Annotated in this window: 18 protein-coding genes; 12 read left to right on the top strand and 6 right to left on the bottom strand. The window is 66.1% G+C overall.

Features of this window, described 5'->3' with window-relative positions; translation table 11 throughout:
* Nucleotides 1-7 precede the first annotated feature (7 nt).
* Together WKC72_RS25045 and WKC72_RS25050 are read left to right on the top strand one after the other, a co-directional pair.
* The gene (locus WKC72_RS25045; protein WP_037239303.1) at nucleotides 8-1510 is read left to right on the top strand and encodes an aldehyde dehydrogenase family protein; all 1503 of its coding nucleotides are present in this window, start codon (nucleotides 8-10) and stop codon (nucleotides 1508-1510) included.
* Between the two features lie 14 nt (nucleotides 1511-1524).
* Nucleotides 1525-2739 (top strand): CaiB/BaiF CoA-transferase family protein, encoded by a 1215-nt coding sequence (locus tag WKC72_RS25050; protein ID WP_037239305.1) that lies wholly within the window; start codon nucleotides 1525-1527, stop codon nucleotides 2737-2739.
* An 85-nt stretch (nucleotides 2740-2824) separates the two neighbouring features.
* Here WKC72_RS25050 and WKC72_RS25055 read toward each other — a convergent pair whose 3' ends face one another.
* Together WKC72_RS25055 and WKC72_RS25060 are read right to left on the bottom strand one after the other, a co-directional pair.
* Entirely contained in the window at nucleotides 2825-3736 is a 912-nt protein-coding gene (locus WKC72_RS25055; RefSeq protein WP_037239308.1) for a LysR family transcriptional regulator, read from the bottom strand.
* Entirely contained in the window at nucleotides 3733-4254 is a 522-nt protein-coding gene (locus WKC72_RS25060; RefSeq protein WP_037239311.1) for a MarR family transcriptional regulator, read from the bottom strand. The genes WKC72_RS25055 and WKC72_RS25060 overlap by 4 nt, the downstream gene beginning before the upstream one ends.
* A 202-nt stretch (nucleotides 4255-4456) precedes the next feature.
* Here WKC72_RS25060 and WKC72_RS25065 point away from each other — a divergent pair, with 202 nt between their 5' ends.
* Genes WKC72_RS25065 through WKC72_RS25075 form a run of 3 tightly spaced genes read left to right on the top strand, consistent with a single transcriptional unit; the run spans nucleotide 4457 to nucleotide 7469 of the window.
* On the top strand, nucleotides 4457-5620 hold the full coding sequence (locus WKC72_RS25065) for an isobutyryl-CoA dehydrogenase (RefSeq protein ID WP_370179939.1): 1164 nt from the start codon (nucleotides 4457-4459) through the stop codon (nucleotides 5618-5620).
* Nucleotides 5617-6696 carry an enoyl-CoA hydratase/isomerase family protein gene (locus WKC72_RS25070; RefSeq protein WP_370179941.1) on the top strand — a complete coding sequence of 360 codons (1080 nt, stop codon included), beginning with the start codon at nucleotides 5617-5619 and terminating at the stop codon, nucleotides 6694-6696. Before WKC72_RS25065 ends, WKC72_RS25070 begins: the two co-directional genes overlap by 4 nt.
* On the top strand, nucleotides 6693-7469 hold the full coding sequence (locus WKC72_RS25075; RefSeq protein WP_370179943.1) for an enoyl-CoA hydratase: 777 nt from the start codon (nucleotides 6693-6695) through the stop codon (nucleotides 7467-7469). The genes WKC72_RS25070 and WKC72_RS25075 overlap by 4 nt, the downstream gene beginning before the upstream one ends.
* Before the next feature lie 401 nt (nucleotides 7470-7870).
* On the opposite strand, the gene WKC72_RS25080 is transcribed toward WKC72_RS25075, so the two are convergent.
* The 4 genes from WKC72_RS25080 to WKC72_RS25095 all read right to left on the bottom strand — a co-directional run bounded on the left by WKC72_RS25080 (nucleotide 7871) and on the right by WKC72_RS25095 (nucleotide 11033).
* Entirely contained in the window at nucleotides 7871-8158 is a 288-nt protein-coding gene (locus WKC72_RS25080) for a BMC domain-containing protein (protein WP_037227571.1), read from the bottom strand.
* Between the two features lie 120 nt (nucleotides 8159-8278).
* A complete protein-coding gene (gene surE / locus WKC72_RS25085) occupies nucleotides 8279-9076 on the bottom strand; it encodes a 5'/3'-nucleotidase SurE (protein WP_370179947.1) in 798 nt (265 codons plus the stop codon).
* Nucleotides 9073-10008, bottom strand: coding sequence for an HAD family hydrolase (locus tag WKC72_RS25090; protein WP_370179950.1), 936 nt, complete (start codon nucleotides 10006-10008; stop codon nucleotides 9073-9075). The genes surE and WKC72_RS25090 overlap by 4 nt, the downstream gene beginning before the upstream one ends.
* 29 nt (nucleotides 10009-10037) lie before the next feature.
* On the bottom strand, nucleotides 10038-11033 hold the full coding sequence (locus tag WKC72_RS25095; RefSeq protein WP_037227577.1) for a hypothetical protein: 996 nt from the start codon (nucleotides 11031-11033) through the stop codon (nucleotides 10038-10040).
* A 259-nt stretch (nucleotides 11034-11292) separates the two neighbouring features.
* On the opposite strand from WKC72_RS25095, the gene WKC72_RS25100 reads away from it, so the two are divergent.
* The 7 genes from WKC72_RS25100 to WKC72_RS25130 all read left to right on the top strand — a co-directional run bounded on the left by WKC72_RS25100 (nucleotide 11293) and on the right by WKC72_RS25130 (nucleotide 17231).
* On the top strand, nucleotides 11293-11583 hold the full coding sequence (locus tag WKC72_RS25100; protein ID WP_037227912.1) for a EutN/CcmL family microcompartment protein: 291 nt from the start codon (nucleotides 11293-11295) through the stop codon (nucleotides 11581-11583).
* Nucleotides 11584-11654: 71 nt separating this feature from the next.
* Entirely contained in the window at nucleotides 11655-11978 is a 324-nt protein-coding gene (locus WKC72_RS25105; RefSeq protein WP_052032891.1) for a BMC domain-containing protein, read from the top strand.
* Nucleotides 11979-12051: 73 nt separating this feature from the next.
* Entirely contained in the window at nucleotides 12052-13428 is a 1377-nt protein-coding gene (locus WKC72_RS25110; protein ID WP_200887694.1) for an aldehyde dehydrogenase family protein, read from the top strand.
* Nucleotides 13428-14237 (top strand): ethanolamine utilization protein EutJ, encoded by an 810-nt coding sequence (eutJ, locus tag WKC72_RS25115; RefSeq protein ID WP_052032892.1) that lies wholly within the window; start codon nucleotides 13428-13430, stop codon nucleotides 14235-14237. Before WKC72_RS25110 ends, eutJ begins: the two co-directional genes overlap by 1 nt.
* Nucleotides 14234-14869, top strand: a complete 636-nt coding sequence (locus tag WKC72_RS25120) for a hypothetical protein (RefSeq protein WP_037227584.1) — start codon at nucleotides 14234-14236, stop codon at nucleotides 14867-14869. Before eutJ ends, WKC72_RS25120 begins: the two co-directional genes overlap by 4 nt.
* Nucleotides 14866-16197, top strand: coding sequence for a malate dehydrogenase (locus WKC72_RS25125; protein ID WP_128638718.1), 1332 nt, complete (start codon nucleotides 14866-14868; stop codon nucleotides 16195-16197). Before WKC72_RS25120 ends, WKC72_RS25125 begins: the two co-directional genes overlap by 4 nt.
* Complete coding sequence (locus WKC72_RS25130) at nucleotides 16194-17231, top strand: alcohol dehydrogenase catalytic domain-containing protein (protein WP_128638719.1); 1038 nt, start codon at nucleotides 16194-16196, stop codon at nucleotides 17229-17231. The genes WKC72_RS25125 and WKC72_RS25130 overlap by 4 nt, the downstream gene beginning before the upstream one ends.
* Nucleotides 17232-17254: the final 23 nt, after the last annotated feature.

Consider the following 17254-nt stretch of genomic DNA (forward strand, 5'->3'; position numbering starts at 1 on the left):
TTCCGATATGACCTCCACGCAAACCTCACTCGCTGAGCTCCACATTCCCGACGCCCGCGATTACCCCATGTTCGTCGACGGGGCCTGGGTGGAAGCCCTGTCCGGTCAGTGGAGTGATGTGACCACCCCGATCCTGCGTGAGCATGTGATCGGCCGTGTCCCCGCCTCGGGCACCGAGGACGTCGATCGCGCGGTGCGTGCCGCGCAGAAGGCCTTCCCCCGGTGGCGCTCTCAGCACTTCACGGCACGAGGCCGGATCCTGAGCCAGATCGCCGACGCCATCGACGCGCGAGCCGAGGAACTGGCCCGCCTCACCGCCCTCGACACCGGAAACGCGCTGCGCACCCAAGCGCGCCCCGAGGTCGCCACACTGGCGAACCTGTTCCGGTACTTCGCCGGTGTCGCCGGCGAGATCAAGGGCACGGTCCTGCCCGCCGGCGACGATCAGCTCCAGTACTCCCGCCAGGAGCCGCTCGGCGTCATCGGCTGCATCCTGCCCTGGAACTCCCCGCTGATGATCGCCGGATTCAAGATCCCCGCCGCCCTCGTCGCGGGCAACACCGTCGTGGTCAAGGCTGCCGAGGCGGCCCCGCTGAGTGTGTTGCTGCTCGCCGAGATCTGCGCCGAACACCTGCCGGCCGGTGTGCTCAACGTCCTCACCGGATCCGGCAGGGTCGCCGGCGAAGCCCTCGTCCAGCACCCCGACGTCGACAAGATCTCCTTCACCGGCTCCACCGAGGTGGGCCGGCATGTTGCCCGCGAGGCCGGTGGCCGTCTCGCACACGTCTCCCTCGAACTCGGCGGCAAGAACCCCTCGATCGTGTTCCCCGACGTGAACATCGACGACGACTTCGTCAATCAACTGCTGCTGTCGACCCGGGTGCACCGGCAGGGCCAGAGCTGCACGGCCGGTTCCCGATTGTTCCTGCACCAGGACATCTACGACGAGGTCCTCGACCGGCTCGTCACCACCCTGGCCGGACTCGAGGTCGGGAACCCGCTCGCCGAATCCACGGACATGGGCGCCATCATCAACGAGACGCAGTTCGCCTCCGTCTGCGGGTTCCTCGACGACGGCCTGAGCTCGTCCAAGGTGTCGACGGTCCTCGACGGATCCCCCGCCACGATCCCGAACTCCGACGGCTACTACATGGGACCGACCGTGTTCTCCGGCGCCGACAACTCCTGGCGCCTGTCCCGGGAGGAAATCTTCGGACCCGCGCTCGTCGCGATCCCGTGGAACGACCACTCCGACGTCATCGAGATGGCCAACGACTCGCACTACGGTCTGGCCGCCTACGTGTGGACACACAACCTCGATCTGGCTCTGTCCACCGCCCACGCCCTCGAAACCGGGTGGGTGCAGGTCAACCAGGGCGGAGGCCAGATGGTCGGCCAGTCCTACGGCGGATACAAGCAGAGTGGCCTCGGCCGCGAAGTGTCACTCGAGGGCATGATCGCCGGCTTCACCCAGACCAAGCAGGTCAACGTGCGCCTGCGCACACTCTGAGAAGGGAGCGCACCATGACTGTCGGACCACTGAACGACATCCTCGTGCTCGACCTCTCGCGGGCTTTGGCTGGACCCATCGCCGCGATGATGCTCGGCGACCTCGGAGCCCGCGTGATCAAGGTCGAAGCCCCGGGCACCGGCGACGACTCCCGCACGTGGGGGCCGCCGTTCGTCGGGCCGCAAGATGACCCGCAGTCGTCGTACTTCATGTCGGCGAACCGGAACAAGGAATCGATCGTGCTCGACCTCAAATCCGAGCACGGCAAGGATGCGCTGCGTCGGCTGATCCGGCGGGCCGACGTGCTGATCGAGAACCTGCGGCCGGGCGCGTTCGACCGGTTGGGCTTTCCCGCCGACGTGCTCGAGGAGCTCAACCCGCGTCTGATCACGTTGTCGATCACCGGCTTCGGGCATGACGGCCCGGAGGGGTCCCGCGCCGGCTACGACCAGATCGCCCAGGGCGAAGCCGGGCTGATGTCGGTCACCGGTGACCCCGCCGGGGAGCCGACGCGGATCGGAGTCCCGATCGCCGACGTCCTCGCCGGCGTGCATGGCACCGCCGGGGTGTCGGCGGCGCTGGCGTCGCGGGAGAAGACCGGCAAGGGCATGGTTGTGCGGACGTCCCTGTTGGCCGCCGCGATCAGCGCCCACACCTTCCAGGGCACCAAGTGGACGGTCGGCGACCAGGTCGCGCAGAGGTCCGGCAATCACCACCCACAGATCGCACCGTACGGAAGCTTCCGCTGCGGGGACGGATTCGTCCAGATCGCGGTGGGCAGCGAGGCGATCTGGGCAAAGTTCGCGCCGGTGGCAGGTCTGTCGGCACAGGATCCGCGGTTCGCCGTCAACCGGGACCGGGTCGCGGCCCGGGATGCGTTGATCGCCGCGATCGAGGCCGACTTCGCAGGCCGCACACGGGTCGATATCCTCGCCGAGCTCGAGGCCGCGGGTGTTCCCGCGGGGTCGATCCGCACGATCGACGAGGTCTACGAGTGGGAGCAGACCCGCAGCCAGGGACTACTGCTCGAGGTCGACCACCCCGTGGTGGGGCCGGTGCAGTTGCCGGGTCCCTCGCTGCGGATGGAAACGGCCGGCGGTGAGTCACTGGTGCGGTCCGCGCATGCTGCGCCGCCGGTGCTCGGACAACACACCGAACAGATCCTCGACTGGCTCGACACGGTCGACACCACCGATCCGCTCGACACCATGGTGCCCGCGCAGGTGTGAGTGCGGTGAGAGTCCGACTGGCACAACGGTCCGCGGCGTTGCAGGAGTCTGCGTCCTGCGACGCCGCCCCCAGTGCCGTCGGCAATTACACGGTGGGGACCAGTTCGGCTCGCCGACTGCGCGCCTCTTCCTGAATCGCCTGCCGGACGGCCTGGACCGCCGGATTGGTGAGGCTTTCGCGGCGCGCGGCCAGAGAGAAGGCGAGCCGGACGTCGACGGCATCGGGCAAGATCCTGCGCAGATCGGCGTGTTGGTCCGCCATGAACGCCGGTAACAGTCCGATGCCGCCGCCGGACCGTGTGGCAGCAACGTGGGCGAAGATGTTGGTGGACATGAACTTTGCCGCAACACCGGGGAGATGACGGCTCAGGTCGAGATCCCCGACCTGCAGCAGAGAATCGACGAAGAAAACCAGCGGGTGCGCTGTCAGCTCGTCCAGGTTGCCGGGTTCACCGTGGTCGCCGAAGTACTGTTCGCTGCCGTACAGCCCCAGCGAGTACTGGCACACGCGTTCGGAGACCAGTCGACTGGTGATCGGTGTGCCCACCGCAACGGCGAGGTCGAACCCTGATTGATAGAGATTGAGTTGCCTTGTATCCGTGATCAACTCGACGACAAGGTGCGGGTGACTCATCCGCAGCTTGGCCAGAGCGGGCGCGACGAACAACGACCCGAATCCGTCCGGAGCGGTGATCCGGATGGTTCCCCGCAGTGAACTCTCACCGATGCCGAGGACCACGTCGGCGGCTTCCTGAACCGCTTCCTCGATCAGTCGCGCCTTTTCGGCGATCGATCGGCCGACGTCGGTCAGCTCCCAGCTGTCGGCGCTGCGCTGTAGCAGACGGACACCCAGGGCCTTCTCGAGGGCGCGTATTCGCCGTGAGACGGTGGTGTGGTCGACGCCCAGGTCCAGGGCCGCGGATCTGCGGCGACCGGTTCGCGCCACGGCGAGCAGATACCGCAGGTCATCCGAGCGGATGTTGCGTGCGTCGGTCACGGCCGGCCTCCCGGCAAGTCCGCCGCCGCGATGCGCTGTCCGCCCGGTGCGGCGGTCAATGCACGTCGGGTTGCGGAGAGGAGATGGTGCAGATCGTCGTGAAGACGACTCATGATATTCGGGTCCACGAGGGCGAGGGCATCGAGGGCGCGGGTCGCCGAGACAGCCACCTCGCGGCCCCTGTCGGTGACCGAGACAAGGGTCGAGCGGCGATCGGAGCGATTAGTCGCCCGTACGGCCAACCCGGAACCTTCGAGTCCGTCGATCAACGTTCCGATGGTGGTGGGATGACGATCGAGAGCGCGGACGATCTGCACCATGGGCAGTGGGCCATTCGCGGCGACGATCATGGCCAAGACTTCATACCGGGCGAAGGACAGTCCGAGTGGACGAAGCGTTGCGTTGAGGTGATGGGTGATCAGCTTCTGCGTCTGCAGTACTGCGGCGAGCAGCGGCGCATAGGGCGCCGCCACAGAGTCGGCGACCGGCGCCGAGATGGGTGGTTGGGCAATGGCCACCGGAAGCCTCCTTGCTATCGGGAATCGAAATCGGCACTTGCGTGCGCGTTTCGGATCGTCGCCGTTGATGGCCGAGATCTTCGCCCCTGTTGAGGGCGCGTCCCGGCCCGATTGGTTTGGATTGGGTCACACCCACTGGCGATTTACCTGGATGTCCAACTATAGTACTTCCAACTTCCCCGATCTGAAAGGGTCGATTCATATGTTCACCTTGACCGATGACGAGCGGGCGATCAGCGACACTGCCCGCGACTTCGCGGCCGAGCATCTCGCACCGCACGCCGTGGAATGGGATCAGACCAAGCATTTCCCCGTGGACGTCCTCCGCAAGGCGGCGTCGCTGGGGATGGGCGGGATCTACATCCGCGAGGACGTGGGTGGATCCGAGCTGACTCGCGTCGACGCCGCCCGCATCTTCGAGCAGCTCGCCAAGGGCTGCCCGTCGATCGCCGCCTACATCTCCATCCACAACATGGTCACGTGGATGATCGACCGGTTCGGCGACGACGAGCAGCGTCACGCGTGGGTGCCGGGGCTGTGCTCGATGGATCAGCTCGGCAGCTACTGCCTCACCGAGCCGGGCGCCGGTTCGGATGCGGCGGCGCTGAGCACCAGGGCGGTCCGCGACGGCGACGACTACGTCCTGAGCGGGGTCAAGCAGTTCATCTCCGGTGCCGGCACGTCCGATGTGTATGTGGTGATGGCCCGCACCGGGGAGAGCGGTCCGCGGGGGATCTCGGCGTTCATCGTCCCGAAGGGTTCGCCGGGTCTGTCGTTCGGGCCGAACGAGGTGAAGATGGGGTGGAACGCCCAGCCCACCCGTCAGGTGATCTTCGAGGACGTGCGGGTGCCGGCGGCGAACCTGCTCGGCTCCGAGGGTGGTGGCTTCCGGATCGCGATGGCCGGGCTGAACGGTGGCCGGCTCAACATCGCGGCGTGCTCGGTGGGCGGCGCGCAGACCGCGCTGGACAAGGCCGTCGCGTACCTGGCCGACCGCACGGCGTTCGGGTCGCCGCTGATCGAATCGCAGGCGCTGCAGTTCCAGCTCGCCGACATGCGCACCGAACTGGAAGCGGCACGCACGTTGCTGTGGCGGGCGGCGGCCGCGCTGGAGGAGGGCGCCCCCGACGTCGTCGAGCTGTGTGCGATGGCGAAGCGGTTCGCCACCGACACCGGTTTCGAGGTTGCCAACCGGGCGCTGCAACTGCACGGGGGTTACGGCTATCTTGCCGAGTACGGAATAGAGAAGATCGTCCGGGACCTGCGGGTGCACCAGATCCTCGAAGGAAGCAACGAGATCATGCGCCTGGTCATCGCCCGCAGCGTCGTCGGGGGAGCCCGGCAGGGAAAGCAAGGAGCGGCATGACTGACGCGGTATCCACCGAACCGGAAGTTCTGATCGACAAGAGCGGCGGTCTGGGCCGCATCGTGCTCAATCGGCCCAAGGCGATCAACGCCCTCAACCATGCGATGGTCCGGCAGATCGCGGCGGCCCTGGCGGTGTGGTCCGGCGACGACGAGGTCCGGGCGGTGGTGATCACCGGGGCCGGGGAGCGGGGCCTGTGCGCCGGCGGCGACATCGTGTCGATCTACCACGACGCCAAGGACGGCGGCACCGGGTCGCGGGAGTTCTGGCGCGAGGAGTACATCCTCAACGCGGCCATCGCGAACTACGGCAAGCCGTACGTGGCGATCATGGACGGCATCGTGATGGGCGGCGGGGTCGGGGTGTCGGCGCACGGCAGCGTGCGGATCGTCACCGAACGGTCGATGATCGGGATGCCCGAGACCGGGATCGGGTTCGTCCCCGACGTCGGGGGCACCTACCTGCTCGCCCGCACCCCGGGCGAGCTGGGCACCCACATCGCCCTGACGACGGCACGGCTGAGCGCCGGCGACGCGATCGCCTGCGGGTTCGCCGACCACTTCATCCCGTCGGAGAGGATCGGGCAGTTCCTCGAGACGCTGTCGACCACGACCGTTCAGGATGCGCTCGCACAGTTCACCGAACCGGCACCGGCATCGGAGTTGCTGGCGCAGCAGGGGTGGATCGACGCCGCGTACTCGGCCGACCGTGTCACCGACATCGTCGCCCACCTGCGCGGCAGCGGGATCCCCGAGGCGGAGAAGGCGGCCGAGCAGGTGCGCTCGAAGTCGCCGACCGCGTGCGCGGTCACCCTGAAATCGCTGCGCCGCGCCCGGCACGCCGGCAGCCTCGAAGAAGTCCTGGGCGACGAGTTCCGGGTGTCCGTCGCCTGCCTGAGCTCGCCCGACCTCGTCGAGGGCATTCGGGCGCAGGTCGTCGACAAGGACCGCAACCCGCAGTGGTCGCCCGCCACGATCGAGGAGGTCGACGACGCGCAGGTCGACGCATTCTTCGCACCACTCGGAGACCTCGAACTCGGCCTCACCCCACCCACCACAACCGGAGACAACCTGTGACCGACTACGACACCATCCTCGTCGACCGCAAAGGCCGAGTCGGAATCATCACCCTCAACCGCCCGAAAGCACTCAACGCGTTGAACACCCAGCTTCTACGCGAAATCGTCACCGCCGTCGAAGAACTCGACACCGACAGCAACATCGGCGCCATCCTCATCACCGGCTCCGACCGCGCCTTCGCCGCCGGCGCCGACATCAAAGAAATGCACACCAAGTCGTACATGGACGTCTACCTCGACGACTTCTTCTCCATCGGCGACCGCATCGCCGCCGCACGCACACCCATCATCGCCGCAGTCGCCGGATACGCCCTCGGCGGCGGCTGCGAGCTGGCAATGATGTGCGACATCCTCCTCGCCGCCGACACCGCCAAGTTCGGTCAGCCCGAGATCAAACTCGGCGTCATCCCCGGCATCGGCGGATCGCAACGACTGACCCGCGCCGTGGGCAAGGCGAAGGCCATGGAACTGTGCCTGACCGGCCGCACCATGGACGCCGAGGAGGCCGAACGCGCCGGCCTCCTGTCCCGCATCGTCCCTGCCGCCGACCTGTTCGACGAAGCACTCCAGACCGCCACCACCGTCGCCGAGATGTCACTGCCCATCGCGATGATGGCAAAGGAAGCCGTCAACCGGGCATTCGAGACCACCCTCACCGAAGGGATCCGCTTCGAACGGCGAGTCTTCCACTCCACCTTCGCCACCGAGGACCAGAAGGAAGGCATGGCCGCGTTCGTGGAGAAGCGCACGCCGCAGTTCACACACCGCTAGTTTCTGTCGGCACGAAGGCCCCGCACCAAGTCGTCGGTGCGGGGCCTTCGTGGTTGCGTGACGCGTTTCGGCGACGGTGGATCGGATTGGTTTCCGGCCTTCGTTGCCCTACGGCGAGAAATCCGCCGGCGAATGTTTCCAAGTCAGTGGGATCGGCTGCTTCAAAATGCTCGCGTATTGCTGTTGCAAGTTTATGGGCCGCAAGGCGGCCGGCACCACTCGGCAGTGCGGGGGGCTCGATCACGGTCAGTGATCGGACTATCTCGGGGGGGCCAGACCCGTCGCTCACATCGCTACGACACCTCCCATGGAGATTCCAACGAGGTGAGCGCCCTCGGCGAGGAGGTCAACAACTGCGGCGTGAGAACTTGATCTCAGTCCCGCTAACGAATGGGAATGGATCAGACCGCGGGTATCGCTGCGGCCAGTACGTCCTCGGTATCACCGTGCGGACGCGCGATAACATGCGAGGTCGCCAACTCGCCCGTGCTCCGCGCTGCCGATACCCCTGCGTCGACCGCAGCCTGGACCGCTCCGACGTCGCCGCGGACCATCACCGTGACCAGCCCGTTGCGCAGTGTCCGGTATCCGACGAGGTCGACGTTGGCAGCCTTGACCATGGCGTCAGCGGCTTCGATGGCACCGATCAAGCCCACCGTTTCAATCAATCCAACAGCACCAGAACTCATTGTCCTACCTCCCACTTCGTGAGTAGCGTTATTGATCAAGACATTGCCGATATCGGCACCAGGCGAGGCCGACACTGCAGCGACTGCCACTTTCCGGCTGCGCTCGCTCGCCTCGTGGACCTATTCGATCCAGTCGATCGCGGTGTCTCCGCACCATTGGAGCAGTGACAGCGTGGGATGTCCGTTCCGCACTTCCGCGATGTCGGACCCGTCGATAATTTTGATGCCGGGTGCCGACAGATTCCCGACAGGAAGTGCAGAGGCACGCCGGTCGAAGTCGGCGATGAATGGAAGCAAGGTCGGCGCCGTGCCCGCCAGGGTCCACGCCGCTCCGACCAGGGGCCGTGTCTCCTCGGTGGGCAGGTTGGGCACGTTGAGGTTGAACACCGATCCCGCATCGGCGGACAAAATCTTCGGCAAGATCGCGCCGACAACATCCGCTGCCGTGCCCCAGTAACGCGCAGAGCCGTCGGCGGGGGGTTCCTCGAGTTCAAAATCGAGGTGCAGTGATGCCGCCAGCGCAGTCACACCGTGCGCCCCCGCCACCATCGCCGCGCCGGCAGTACCGGAGTGCAACACCGCGGCACCGAGGTTGGAGCCCTCGTTGATGCCGCAGAGCACGAGGTCGGGCACTGGGCCGAAGCGGCCGAGCACCGCGGCCAGCGCGATCATGCCGGGATGCGCGGCGACCGAGTACGCCTCGACTCCCGGCAGGCCGGGAAGCCGACGATGGCTCACTTCGATGCGTTCGTCGACCAAGAACATCGTCAACCCGCCCGCGCTCCCACTCGCTTGCTGATGAGGCGCCGCGACCGTGACGTCGTAGCCCTGTTCACACGCCGTGTGCGCGAGGGCGAGAAGTCCCGGCGCGTCGATCCCGTCGTCATTGGTGACCAGCACGTGCGGGCGATGCGTCATGGCATCGCCAATCGGACAGCGAGCAGCAACTCGTTCTCTCCCCCAGGTTCGTGCGAGGACGGCGCTGGCGCTGGACCCGGCATGGACTGCACTTGCTGATGTTCGTGCGGCAGGACCCCGTGCGAGGTCATCCGTCTTTGCATTGCCTTCGCTCCGGCCGCTCTACGTTGCATCCGGGCCGCCGGAGCGGCCGAAACCGCTTCGGACATCTGCAGCCCTATGGCGGGTTGGGCCGGGCACACGCATGCCGGCGTCGCGGTTGAACTGCCGAACAGGTGCGCCAAGATCTCCTGGGGCCAGATGGCGACGAATTCCGCTCCTGCAGTGAGCAGTTGTTCCTCGGTGTGCATCCCCCAGGCGACGCCGATGGCGCGGATCCCCGACTTCACGGCCGCCTCGACGTCGCCGACCGTGTCGGTGATGATGGCCGTCGACTGGGCCGGCACGGGACTCCCGATCGCCGACTCATCGTAGAAAGCCTGGCACCGCCGCCCGGACCCTTGAGCTGCATCGTCGAGAAAGCGCTGGATCCCTTTTGTCTTGTCCGGTTCCACGTCACCGCCAAAGACGTGCGAAAAGCAGTACGCCAGTGAGTTTTTGCGCAGGATTCTGCGGATCACCTCGGTGGAGTTCGAGGACAGGACGGCCAGAGTCGCGTGCGGGACCAGTGCCTTCACGATGTCAACCATCCCCGGAATCAGCAGGGGGGCGTAGTCGGCGCCGAGACTGCGCATGAAGTCCGCTTCGACGGCGTGCGCGTGCTCGGCGTCGCGGCAGAGGTTGCGCAGGGAGACGAAGAAGTTGTTCGCGAACATCTCGTAGAACTGCTCGGGGTCGACGATTCCGAGATGGTGCGCAGCGCTGATCTTCTCGAATACTCGCCAGGATGCTTCTCGTGTCTGCACCAGAGTGCCGTCGAGATCGAAGATCACCGCTCGAGGCGGTTCCGGTCGGCACATGGTCAGCGGCCGGCGGACGGTGTCGCGCTGTAAATCTTGCAGAGTTGCTGGGGGCCAATGAAGTCCTGGATCTCTCCCCAGCCGCGTTGCGAACCCGAACGCCATTCGGCGAGCACGTTGTACCCGACGGTTCCGGGGCCCGCCTGCCACGGGAAGCTGGTCCGTGCGAATCCCTGGAGTTCGTATTCGCGTCCTTCGCTGTCGGTGAGGTCGAGCTCGACCGACTTGGCGAAGAACCCCTCTCGGATGGTGCGTCCCCGTCCGGCGGCCAGTCCGTAGAGTTCGCCCTTGTCTACGACATAGCCGTGCTGGAGCGACAGTTCAGTGGGGGCGTCCGGCCCTCCGTTGGGATCGAAGTCGAAGATGCCGTGCACGGCGAAGTCCTTGGAGAAGTGCGCGTGTAGCCAGCTCATCGTGTGGCCCTGGTGCTCGGACCGCAGTCCCCAACTATGGTCCATCGTCGAGACACAGTCGACGGCGTAGTTCTTGCCGCGCAGGTTCACTTCGCCTTCGAAGTGTCCAGTCTGATCGAAGTGGCCGGCGTACGCCTCGCCCCAGGCGAACACACCGTCTTCGGCCTGCTTGGCGACGATCGGGTCCTGCTTCGGATCGTGAATATCGAACGCATCAGCCAGCGCGGTGTACCGGAAGGCAAGCGACACACCGTCACCGTTGTCGAACTCGACGTCCCACACCCGGTTCGGCTCCTTGCACACGACGTGCAGGCCGTTCGCGAGCCGGTAGTCGCGCAGGTTGCGCGGCTCCGGAATGGGGAGGTGATGCTGGGCATCCCAGTACTCAGCCTGCCATGGCGCCTGCACGAACTTCGAGTTCATGGCGATCGTAGAGATCGCGACGCCCACGTTCGGCCGGAACAGGGCGTAGACGCCGACGTTCAGCGTGGCTTCCGGGATGTAGAACCCGAAGAAATTTGTCTCGGTCCAGGTCGGATCGTCGCTGGTCGGAGTGTGGAAATCGGCGTCGATGTCTTCGATCATCTGGGTCTCCTTTTCTCTCGCTGTGGCCGCACGGTCACTACGTCGAGCGGCCGTTCATCAATTGCACACCTTGCCGAACTCCAGATGCCCCCGCCACATACTTGCGGGACAACTACCCGGGCTGAGGCTATCTGTCAGAGATAACAGACTTGGGTGGGCATCGTCGTAGCGTCCTCCTCGATGCACTCCCGGGTCACTTGGGGTGAGCGGGAGTGCATCGATCCCGTTCATTCGACACCCGAAGAAGAGGCGGTCCCCGGTGAGACTCGCACGTGTTGTCGGCCAGGTCGTGGCCACCGCCAAAGTCCCCGAACTCGGGGGAACAACGATTCTGGTGGTCGAGGATATCGATTCCGCACCGGGTGCTGTGCCACGCCAGTCGTACGCTGCCGTGGACCTCGTCGGTGCGGGACAGGAAGAAGTTGTCCTCGTCGTCTCAGGGAGCGCAGCCCGGGTCGACGCGGCCACCGCAGGTGTCCCGGTCGACCAAGCGATCGTCGCGATCGCCGACACGGTCATCACGCACGGCGAGGTGACGTATTCGAAATGACGACACAGACTCGCGCACCGCACAGAACACCACTTGATCCACCCAGCCCCAATGTAAATGGAGGAAACACCATGGCTACCACTCAGAACACCCTTCCCGCACGAGGCGCCGGAGCGCTCGGCCTCATCGAGACCAAGGGACTCGTCGGTGCTATCGAGGCGGCCGACGCCATGGTCAAGGCGGCGAACGTGCAGCTTCTAGGACACCGCGAAATCGGCGGCGGCTTGGTCACCGTGATGGTGCGTGGCGACGTCGGTGCGGTCAAGGCTGCCACCGATGCCGGCGCGGTCGCCGCCGGTAAGGCCGGTGAGGTCGTCTCCGTGCACGTCATTCCCCGCCCCCACGATGAGACCGAAGGCGTGCTGTCGAACCTGGCTCGACCCAAGGGCGCGTGAGACGCAATCCATCACAGCTCTGGGCGTAGCCGACGGCTACGCCCAGACACCAAGCCATGGAAGGTAAATGACCGTGACAGCAACGCTTGACGCGGACCTGGCGGCGCTGGCGGATGTTCGCGCGCAAGTCTCCGCAACGAAGAAGGCTTTCGACGCTATCGAAGGCGCCGACCAGCAGTGGCTCGACGAGATCGTGCGAGCAATGGCGAAGGCCGGCTACGACGCCTCCGAAGAGCTCGCCCGGATGGCCGTCGACGAAACCGGCTACGGCGTGTATGAGAACAAGATCATCAAGAACCGTTTCAACACCGGATTCGTCGCGGACTGGATGCTCGAACGCCGGGCGGTCGGAGTGTTGTGGGCCGACGAGGAGAACAAGGTCACCGCGGTCGGATCACCGATGGGTGTGATTGCGGCGATTATCCCGGTTACCAATCCGACGGCAACCGTACTGTTCAAGAGCTTGGCTTCGGTCAAAGCCGGAAACGCAGTGGTCCACGCCCCTCATCCCCGTGCAGCACGCTGCTCGGCCCGAGCCGCGGAGATCATGGCGGAAGCTGCAGTACACGCCGGTGCCCCGGAGAATCTCGTCTCCTGCCTGCGACAGCCGACCCTCGATGCAACCCGGGAACTGATGAGGCACGGCGACATACGATTGGTCCTTGCGACCGGCGGGCCAGCAATGGTGGCCGCCGCATACTCGAGCGGTAAGCCCACCATCGCGGTCGGCGCCGGCAACGTACCCGCCTATGTCGACTCGACGGTCAAGGATCTTGCCGAAACCGCGACAATGATCGTGACCTCGAAGTCGTTCGACAACGGAACGGCTTGTGTGGCAGAACAATCGGTGGTAATCGCGGCGCCCGTCGCCGACCAGCTGGTCCAGGAACTTGGGCGCGCCGGGGCAACCTGGATGACCAAGGATCAGCAGGCGGCCCTGACCAGGACGCTCTTCGACGAGCGCGGTGGGCTACGCGCGAACGCCGTGGGCCAATCCGCGGTTCGGCTGGCCGAGATGTCGGGCTTCACAGTCCCCGCGTCGACGAAGGTTCTCGCCGCGGAACTCGACGAGGTCGGCGATCACGTCCTGTTGTCACGGGAGATCCTCGGCCCGGTCCTGACGGTGTATCGGGAGCCGGACTACCAGGCTGGGTGGCGGCGCTGCCGGGAAATCCTGGCCCTGGGCGGGGAAGGCCATACCGTCGCTGTCCACACCTCCGACCCCGAGGTCGTGGCCAAGTTCGGTGAACTGCCCGCCGGCCGGATCGTCGTCAACACTCCCGCCCTGTTCGGCGGAATGGGCTACTCGACGAACGTCGACCCGTCCTTCCAGATCGGTACCGGTACCTGGAGTGGCTCGATCTGCTCGGACAACGTCACACCGTTACACCTGGTGAACATCAAACGGATCGCCCACGAAGCCCGGCCCTGGCGTGGAGTGTTCGACTGATGTCTCCACAAGAGGTCGCGCGGACACTCGAGGAAGCACATCAGCGCATCCGTTCGGCCCGAACGGATTACGACGGCGACCTGCGCACCGGCATCGACCTCGGGACTGCGACCTGCGTCATCACCGTGGTCGATGCCGAAGGCATGCCGGTATGGATCGACTTCGACCGGACCGCCGCGGTCCGCGACGGGGTGGTAGTGGACTTCGCCGCCGCCGCGGCGGCCGTGAGGAAGTTGAAAGCAACCGCCGAAGCAGAACTGGGTGTCGAGCTACACAATGCCGCGACCGCCTTCCCCCCATGCATCGGCGAAGCTGACAGCCGCGCCTGCCGATTCGTGCTCGAAGGGGCCGGTTTCGACGAGGTCACGCTGATCGACGAGGTCAGCGCCGCGAACAAGACACTCGAGGTCACCGACGGCGTGGTCATCGATGTCGGTGGTGGCTCGACCGGGGTCGGAGTTTTCCAGTCCGGAGAGCTCACCGCACTCGATGACCGTCCCGGCGGCGGTCATCACCTGGACCTGATCCTGGCCGGCTCCCGAGGTCTGACGGTCGCGGAGGCAGAAGAACTAAAACGCGCTGGCACCGACGACCACCTTGCAATCTTGCGACCGGGAATCGAACGGATCGGTTCGTCGATTCGGGATCTGACCCGAGGCGCCGAGCACCTCGAACTTCATCTCGCCGGCGGCGCTCTGATGCTTCCGGGCGCCGACACCACCATCAGCAAATATCTGGGTCGCAGCGTGCGGGCTTACCCGCACGCGCTGCTCATCACACCATTGGGAATCGCGAGGTACGCGTCATGACAGGCAAGGCAACTCTACGGACATACGCATTCATCGATCGGATGCAGCCGCAGTGCGCGGCCCACATCGCCGCGACCAGCCCCGGCGATCCGCCCCTGGCCGGTATGGCCGAGCTGTTTGTCGAGATGGCACCGGGCAACGAGGTGTTCCGAGCGGCCGACATCGCTTTGAAGTCCTCCGGTGTCCGGCCCGCCTTGCAGATCATCGAACGCGAATTCGGCCTGCTGGAGATTCACTCCGAACACCAGGCCGAGGTCCTCGCCGCCGGCGAGGCGCTGCTCGACGCGCTGGGTATGAAGGAAACCGACCGCATCAAGCCGGTGGTGGCCTCGACTCAGTTCATCACCAACGTGCACGGCTACCAGGCGCAGCTGCTCAACAAGTGGCGTAAAGGCACCCTGCTGATGCCCGGTTCGAGCCTGTTCGTCATGGAAGTCGCGCCGGCAGCCTATGTGTCATTGGCGGCGAACGAAGCAGAAAAGGCGGCCGATATCGATGTGATCGAAATCCGCGCCGTCGGGCGGTTCGGACGACTGTTCCTGGCCGGCAGTGAAAGTGAAGTAGCCACAGCCCGCGACGCCGCGGTCGCCGCACTCGAATCCCTCGAAGGGACCGAGGAGACGCGGCGATGACCGTCTTCGGGGTCGATGCGGTCGAGGCGGCCACCGAGTCGACAGTGGCGGAACTCGTTGTGGGCCCGAAGGACATCGTGACCCCGCTGGCGCGGGAGCGTGCCCGGGAACGAGGAATCACGATCATCGTCGGAAGCCCCCGTTCCGGCGGCGGAACCCCGACACCTCCGACGGTCCGAAACGGATCGGCACCAACACCGGTGCCACCGGAGGCGCCGGCCTTCCGCCGGCCGCGGTCGAACGGATTTCAGGCGCCGCCCCGGCCGCTACGGCCGCCCGCCCCCGCGCTGTATCGGCGAGGCGCACCGCTGGACCCAGCTGTCGCACCGGCGGTCCTGCACCGCCCCCGCTCCACCCCACCGTCACAGCCGGCGAGCAGCAAATCCGTTCACAGAGTCGTGGTTGTCGGCGCCGGACACGTCGGCATGATCACCGCCATGAAGCTCGCCGAGGCGAACATCATCGAGGAAGTCGTACTCGTCGATATCGCTGACGGGCTCGCCGCGGGCATCGCATTGGATCTGACACACTCGACGGCGTTGCTGGGGTTCGACACCAAGGTTCGCGGGGTCACGCGCCTGGCCGACGCCGGTGTCGCCGACTACGTCGTCATCACCGCAGGAAGGGCCCGCCAACCCGGAATGAGTCGCACCGACCTCGTGGAGGTGAACGCCGGGATCGTCGGTGGGCTCGCCCGCGACGCCGCCGCAGTCTCCCCCAACACCGTGTTGCTGATCGTGACGAATCCATTGGACGAGATGACGCACCACGCGTGGCAGGCCGCCGGGCTCCCAGCCGAACGCGTGATCGGCATGGCTGGCGTACTCGACAGCTCCCGTTTCCAGGCCCTCACTGGCTTGGCCACCCAATCCGCACCCTCCGACATCACCGCACTGGCGCTGGGCAGTCATGGTGACGAGATGGTCATCCCCCTGTCCCAAGCCAGAGTCGCCGGCACCTCGATCACTCAGACTCTTCCGCAGGGCGCAGTCACCGCACTCGTCGACCGCGCACGCAATTCCGGTGCCGAGGTCGTAGGTTTGCTCAAGTCCGGAAGCGCGTTCTTCGCCCCCGGCGCCTCGGCCGCCCGGATGGTCCTGGCCATGGCCACCGATTCCGACGAGGTCATCGCGGCGACGGTCCGCGCTCGCGGCCAGTACGGCATCAGCGACGGCTACGTCGGATTGCCTACCAAGTTGGGGCGCGGCGGACTAAAGGAGATCGTCGAGCTTCCACTCGCCGAGGACGAGCTCGCCGCGGTACGGACTGCTGCCGCGCGGATATCCGAGCGAGTCTCGGTTCTCGAGAAAGCGACGGTCGCCTCATGAAGGCCGTAGTGTTCGCCGATACCGGGCGCGTCGAGGTCATCCAGGTGCCCGACCCTTCCCTCATCGCTCCCACCGACGCGTTGGTCAGGGTGCACCGGGCCGCGATCTGCGGAACGGACCTGCACACCATCACCCACCCCAATGGGATGAGCAGCGGTGCGGTCCTCGGCCACGAGTTCGCCGGGACGATCCTCGAGATCGGCACCGCCGTGCGCACCTTCAGCCCCGGCGACCGGGTCAGCGGCGCCGACTTCACCGCCTGCGGACATTGCTGGTGGTGCCGGAGCGGAAACCACTGGGAGTGCGCAGAGCGTCAGTTCTTCGGTACAGGCGCTGCCTTCGGTCCTGCTCTCGACGGCGCTCAAGCCGAGATCGTCCGCGTTCCCCACGCCGATGTCGTCCTACACTCCATCGCAGATGACATCCCCTACGAGAGCGCACTGTTCTTCGGGGACATCCTGGCCACCGGGTACGCGGCCGTGCAGCGCTGCGACGTTTCTCCGGGCGACACCGTCGCCGTCGTGGGTGGTGGTCCGGTCGGCCAGATGGCCAGCCTCGCCGCGCAGGCGTGCTCGGCCGGCCCGGTGGTCCTCGTCGAGCCGGTCGAGGACCGCCGCGCCATCGCTCATGAGCACGGCGCCCTCGTCGCCGCTCCGGACGACGCCCGGAGACTGATAGATGCGGTCACCGACGGCCGCGGCGCCGATGCCGTCATTGAGGCGGTCGGCGGACCACGCGGACTCGACACCGCCTTCGGGCTCGTCCGCCGCCGCGGCACCGTCGTCTCGGTCGGCGTCCACCAGCAGCCGACCTGGCCGCTGCCGGTAGCCAAGTCGTTCGCCGACGAGCTGACCCTACGATTTGCGATCGGCAACGCGATTCGCGACCGGGATCGACTGTCCGGATTGGTGGCCGCGGGGGCCATCGACCCGACGATCATCATCGACAGACGGGTCAGCCTCGACGACGCGCCCGCAGCATACGACGCGATGACCCAGCGCCGTACGCTGAAGGCAGTCATCGAAGTGCCCTAGAGGCGGAGTGGCGAGGCGGGTAT

This window comes from Rhodococcus wratislaviensis (assembly GCF_041228765.1).
Taxonomy (GTDB): Bacteria; Actinomycetota; Actinomycetes; order Mycobacteriales; family Mycobacteriaceae; genus Rhodococcus_F; species Rhodococcus_F wratislaviensis.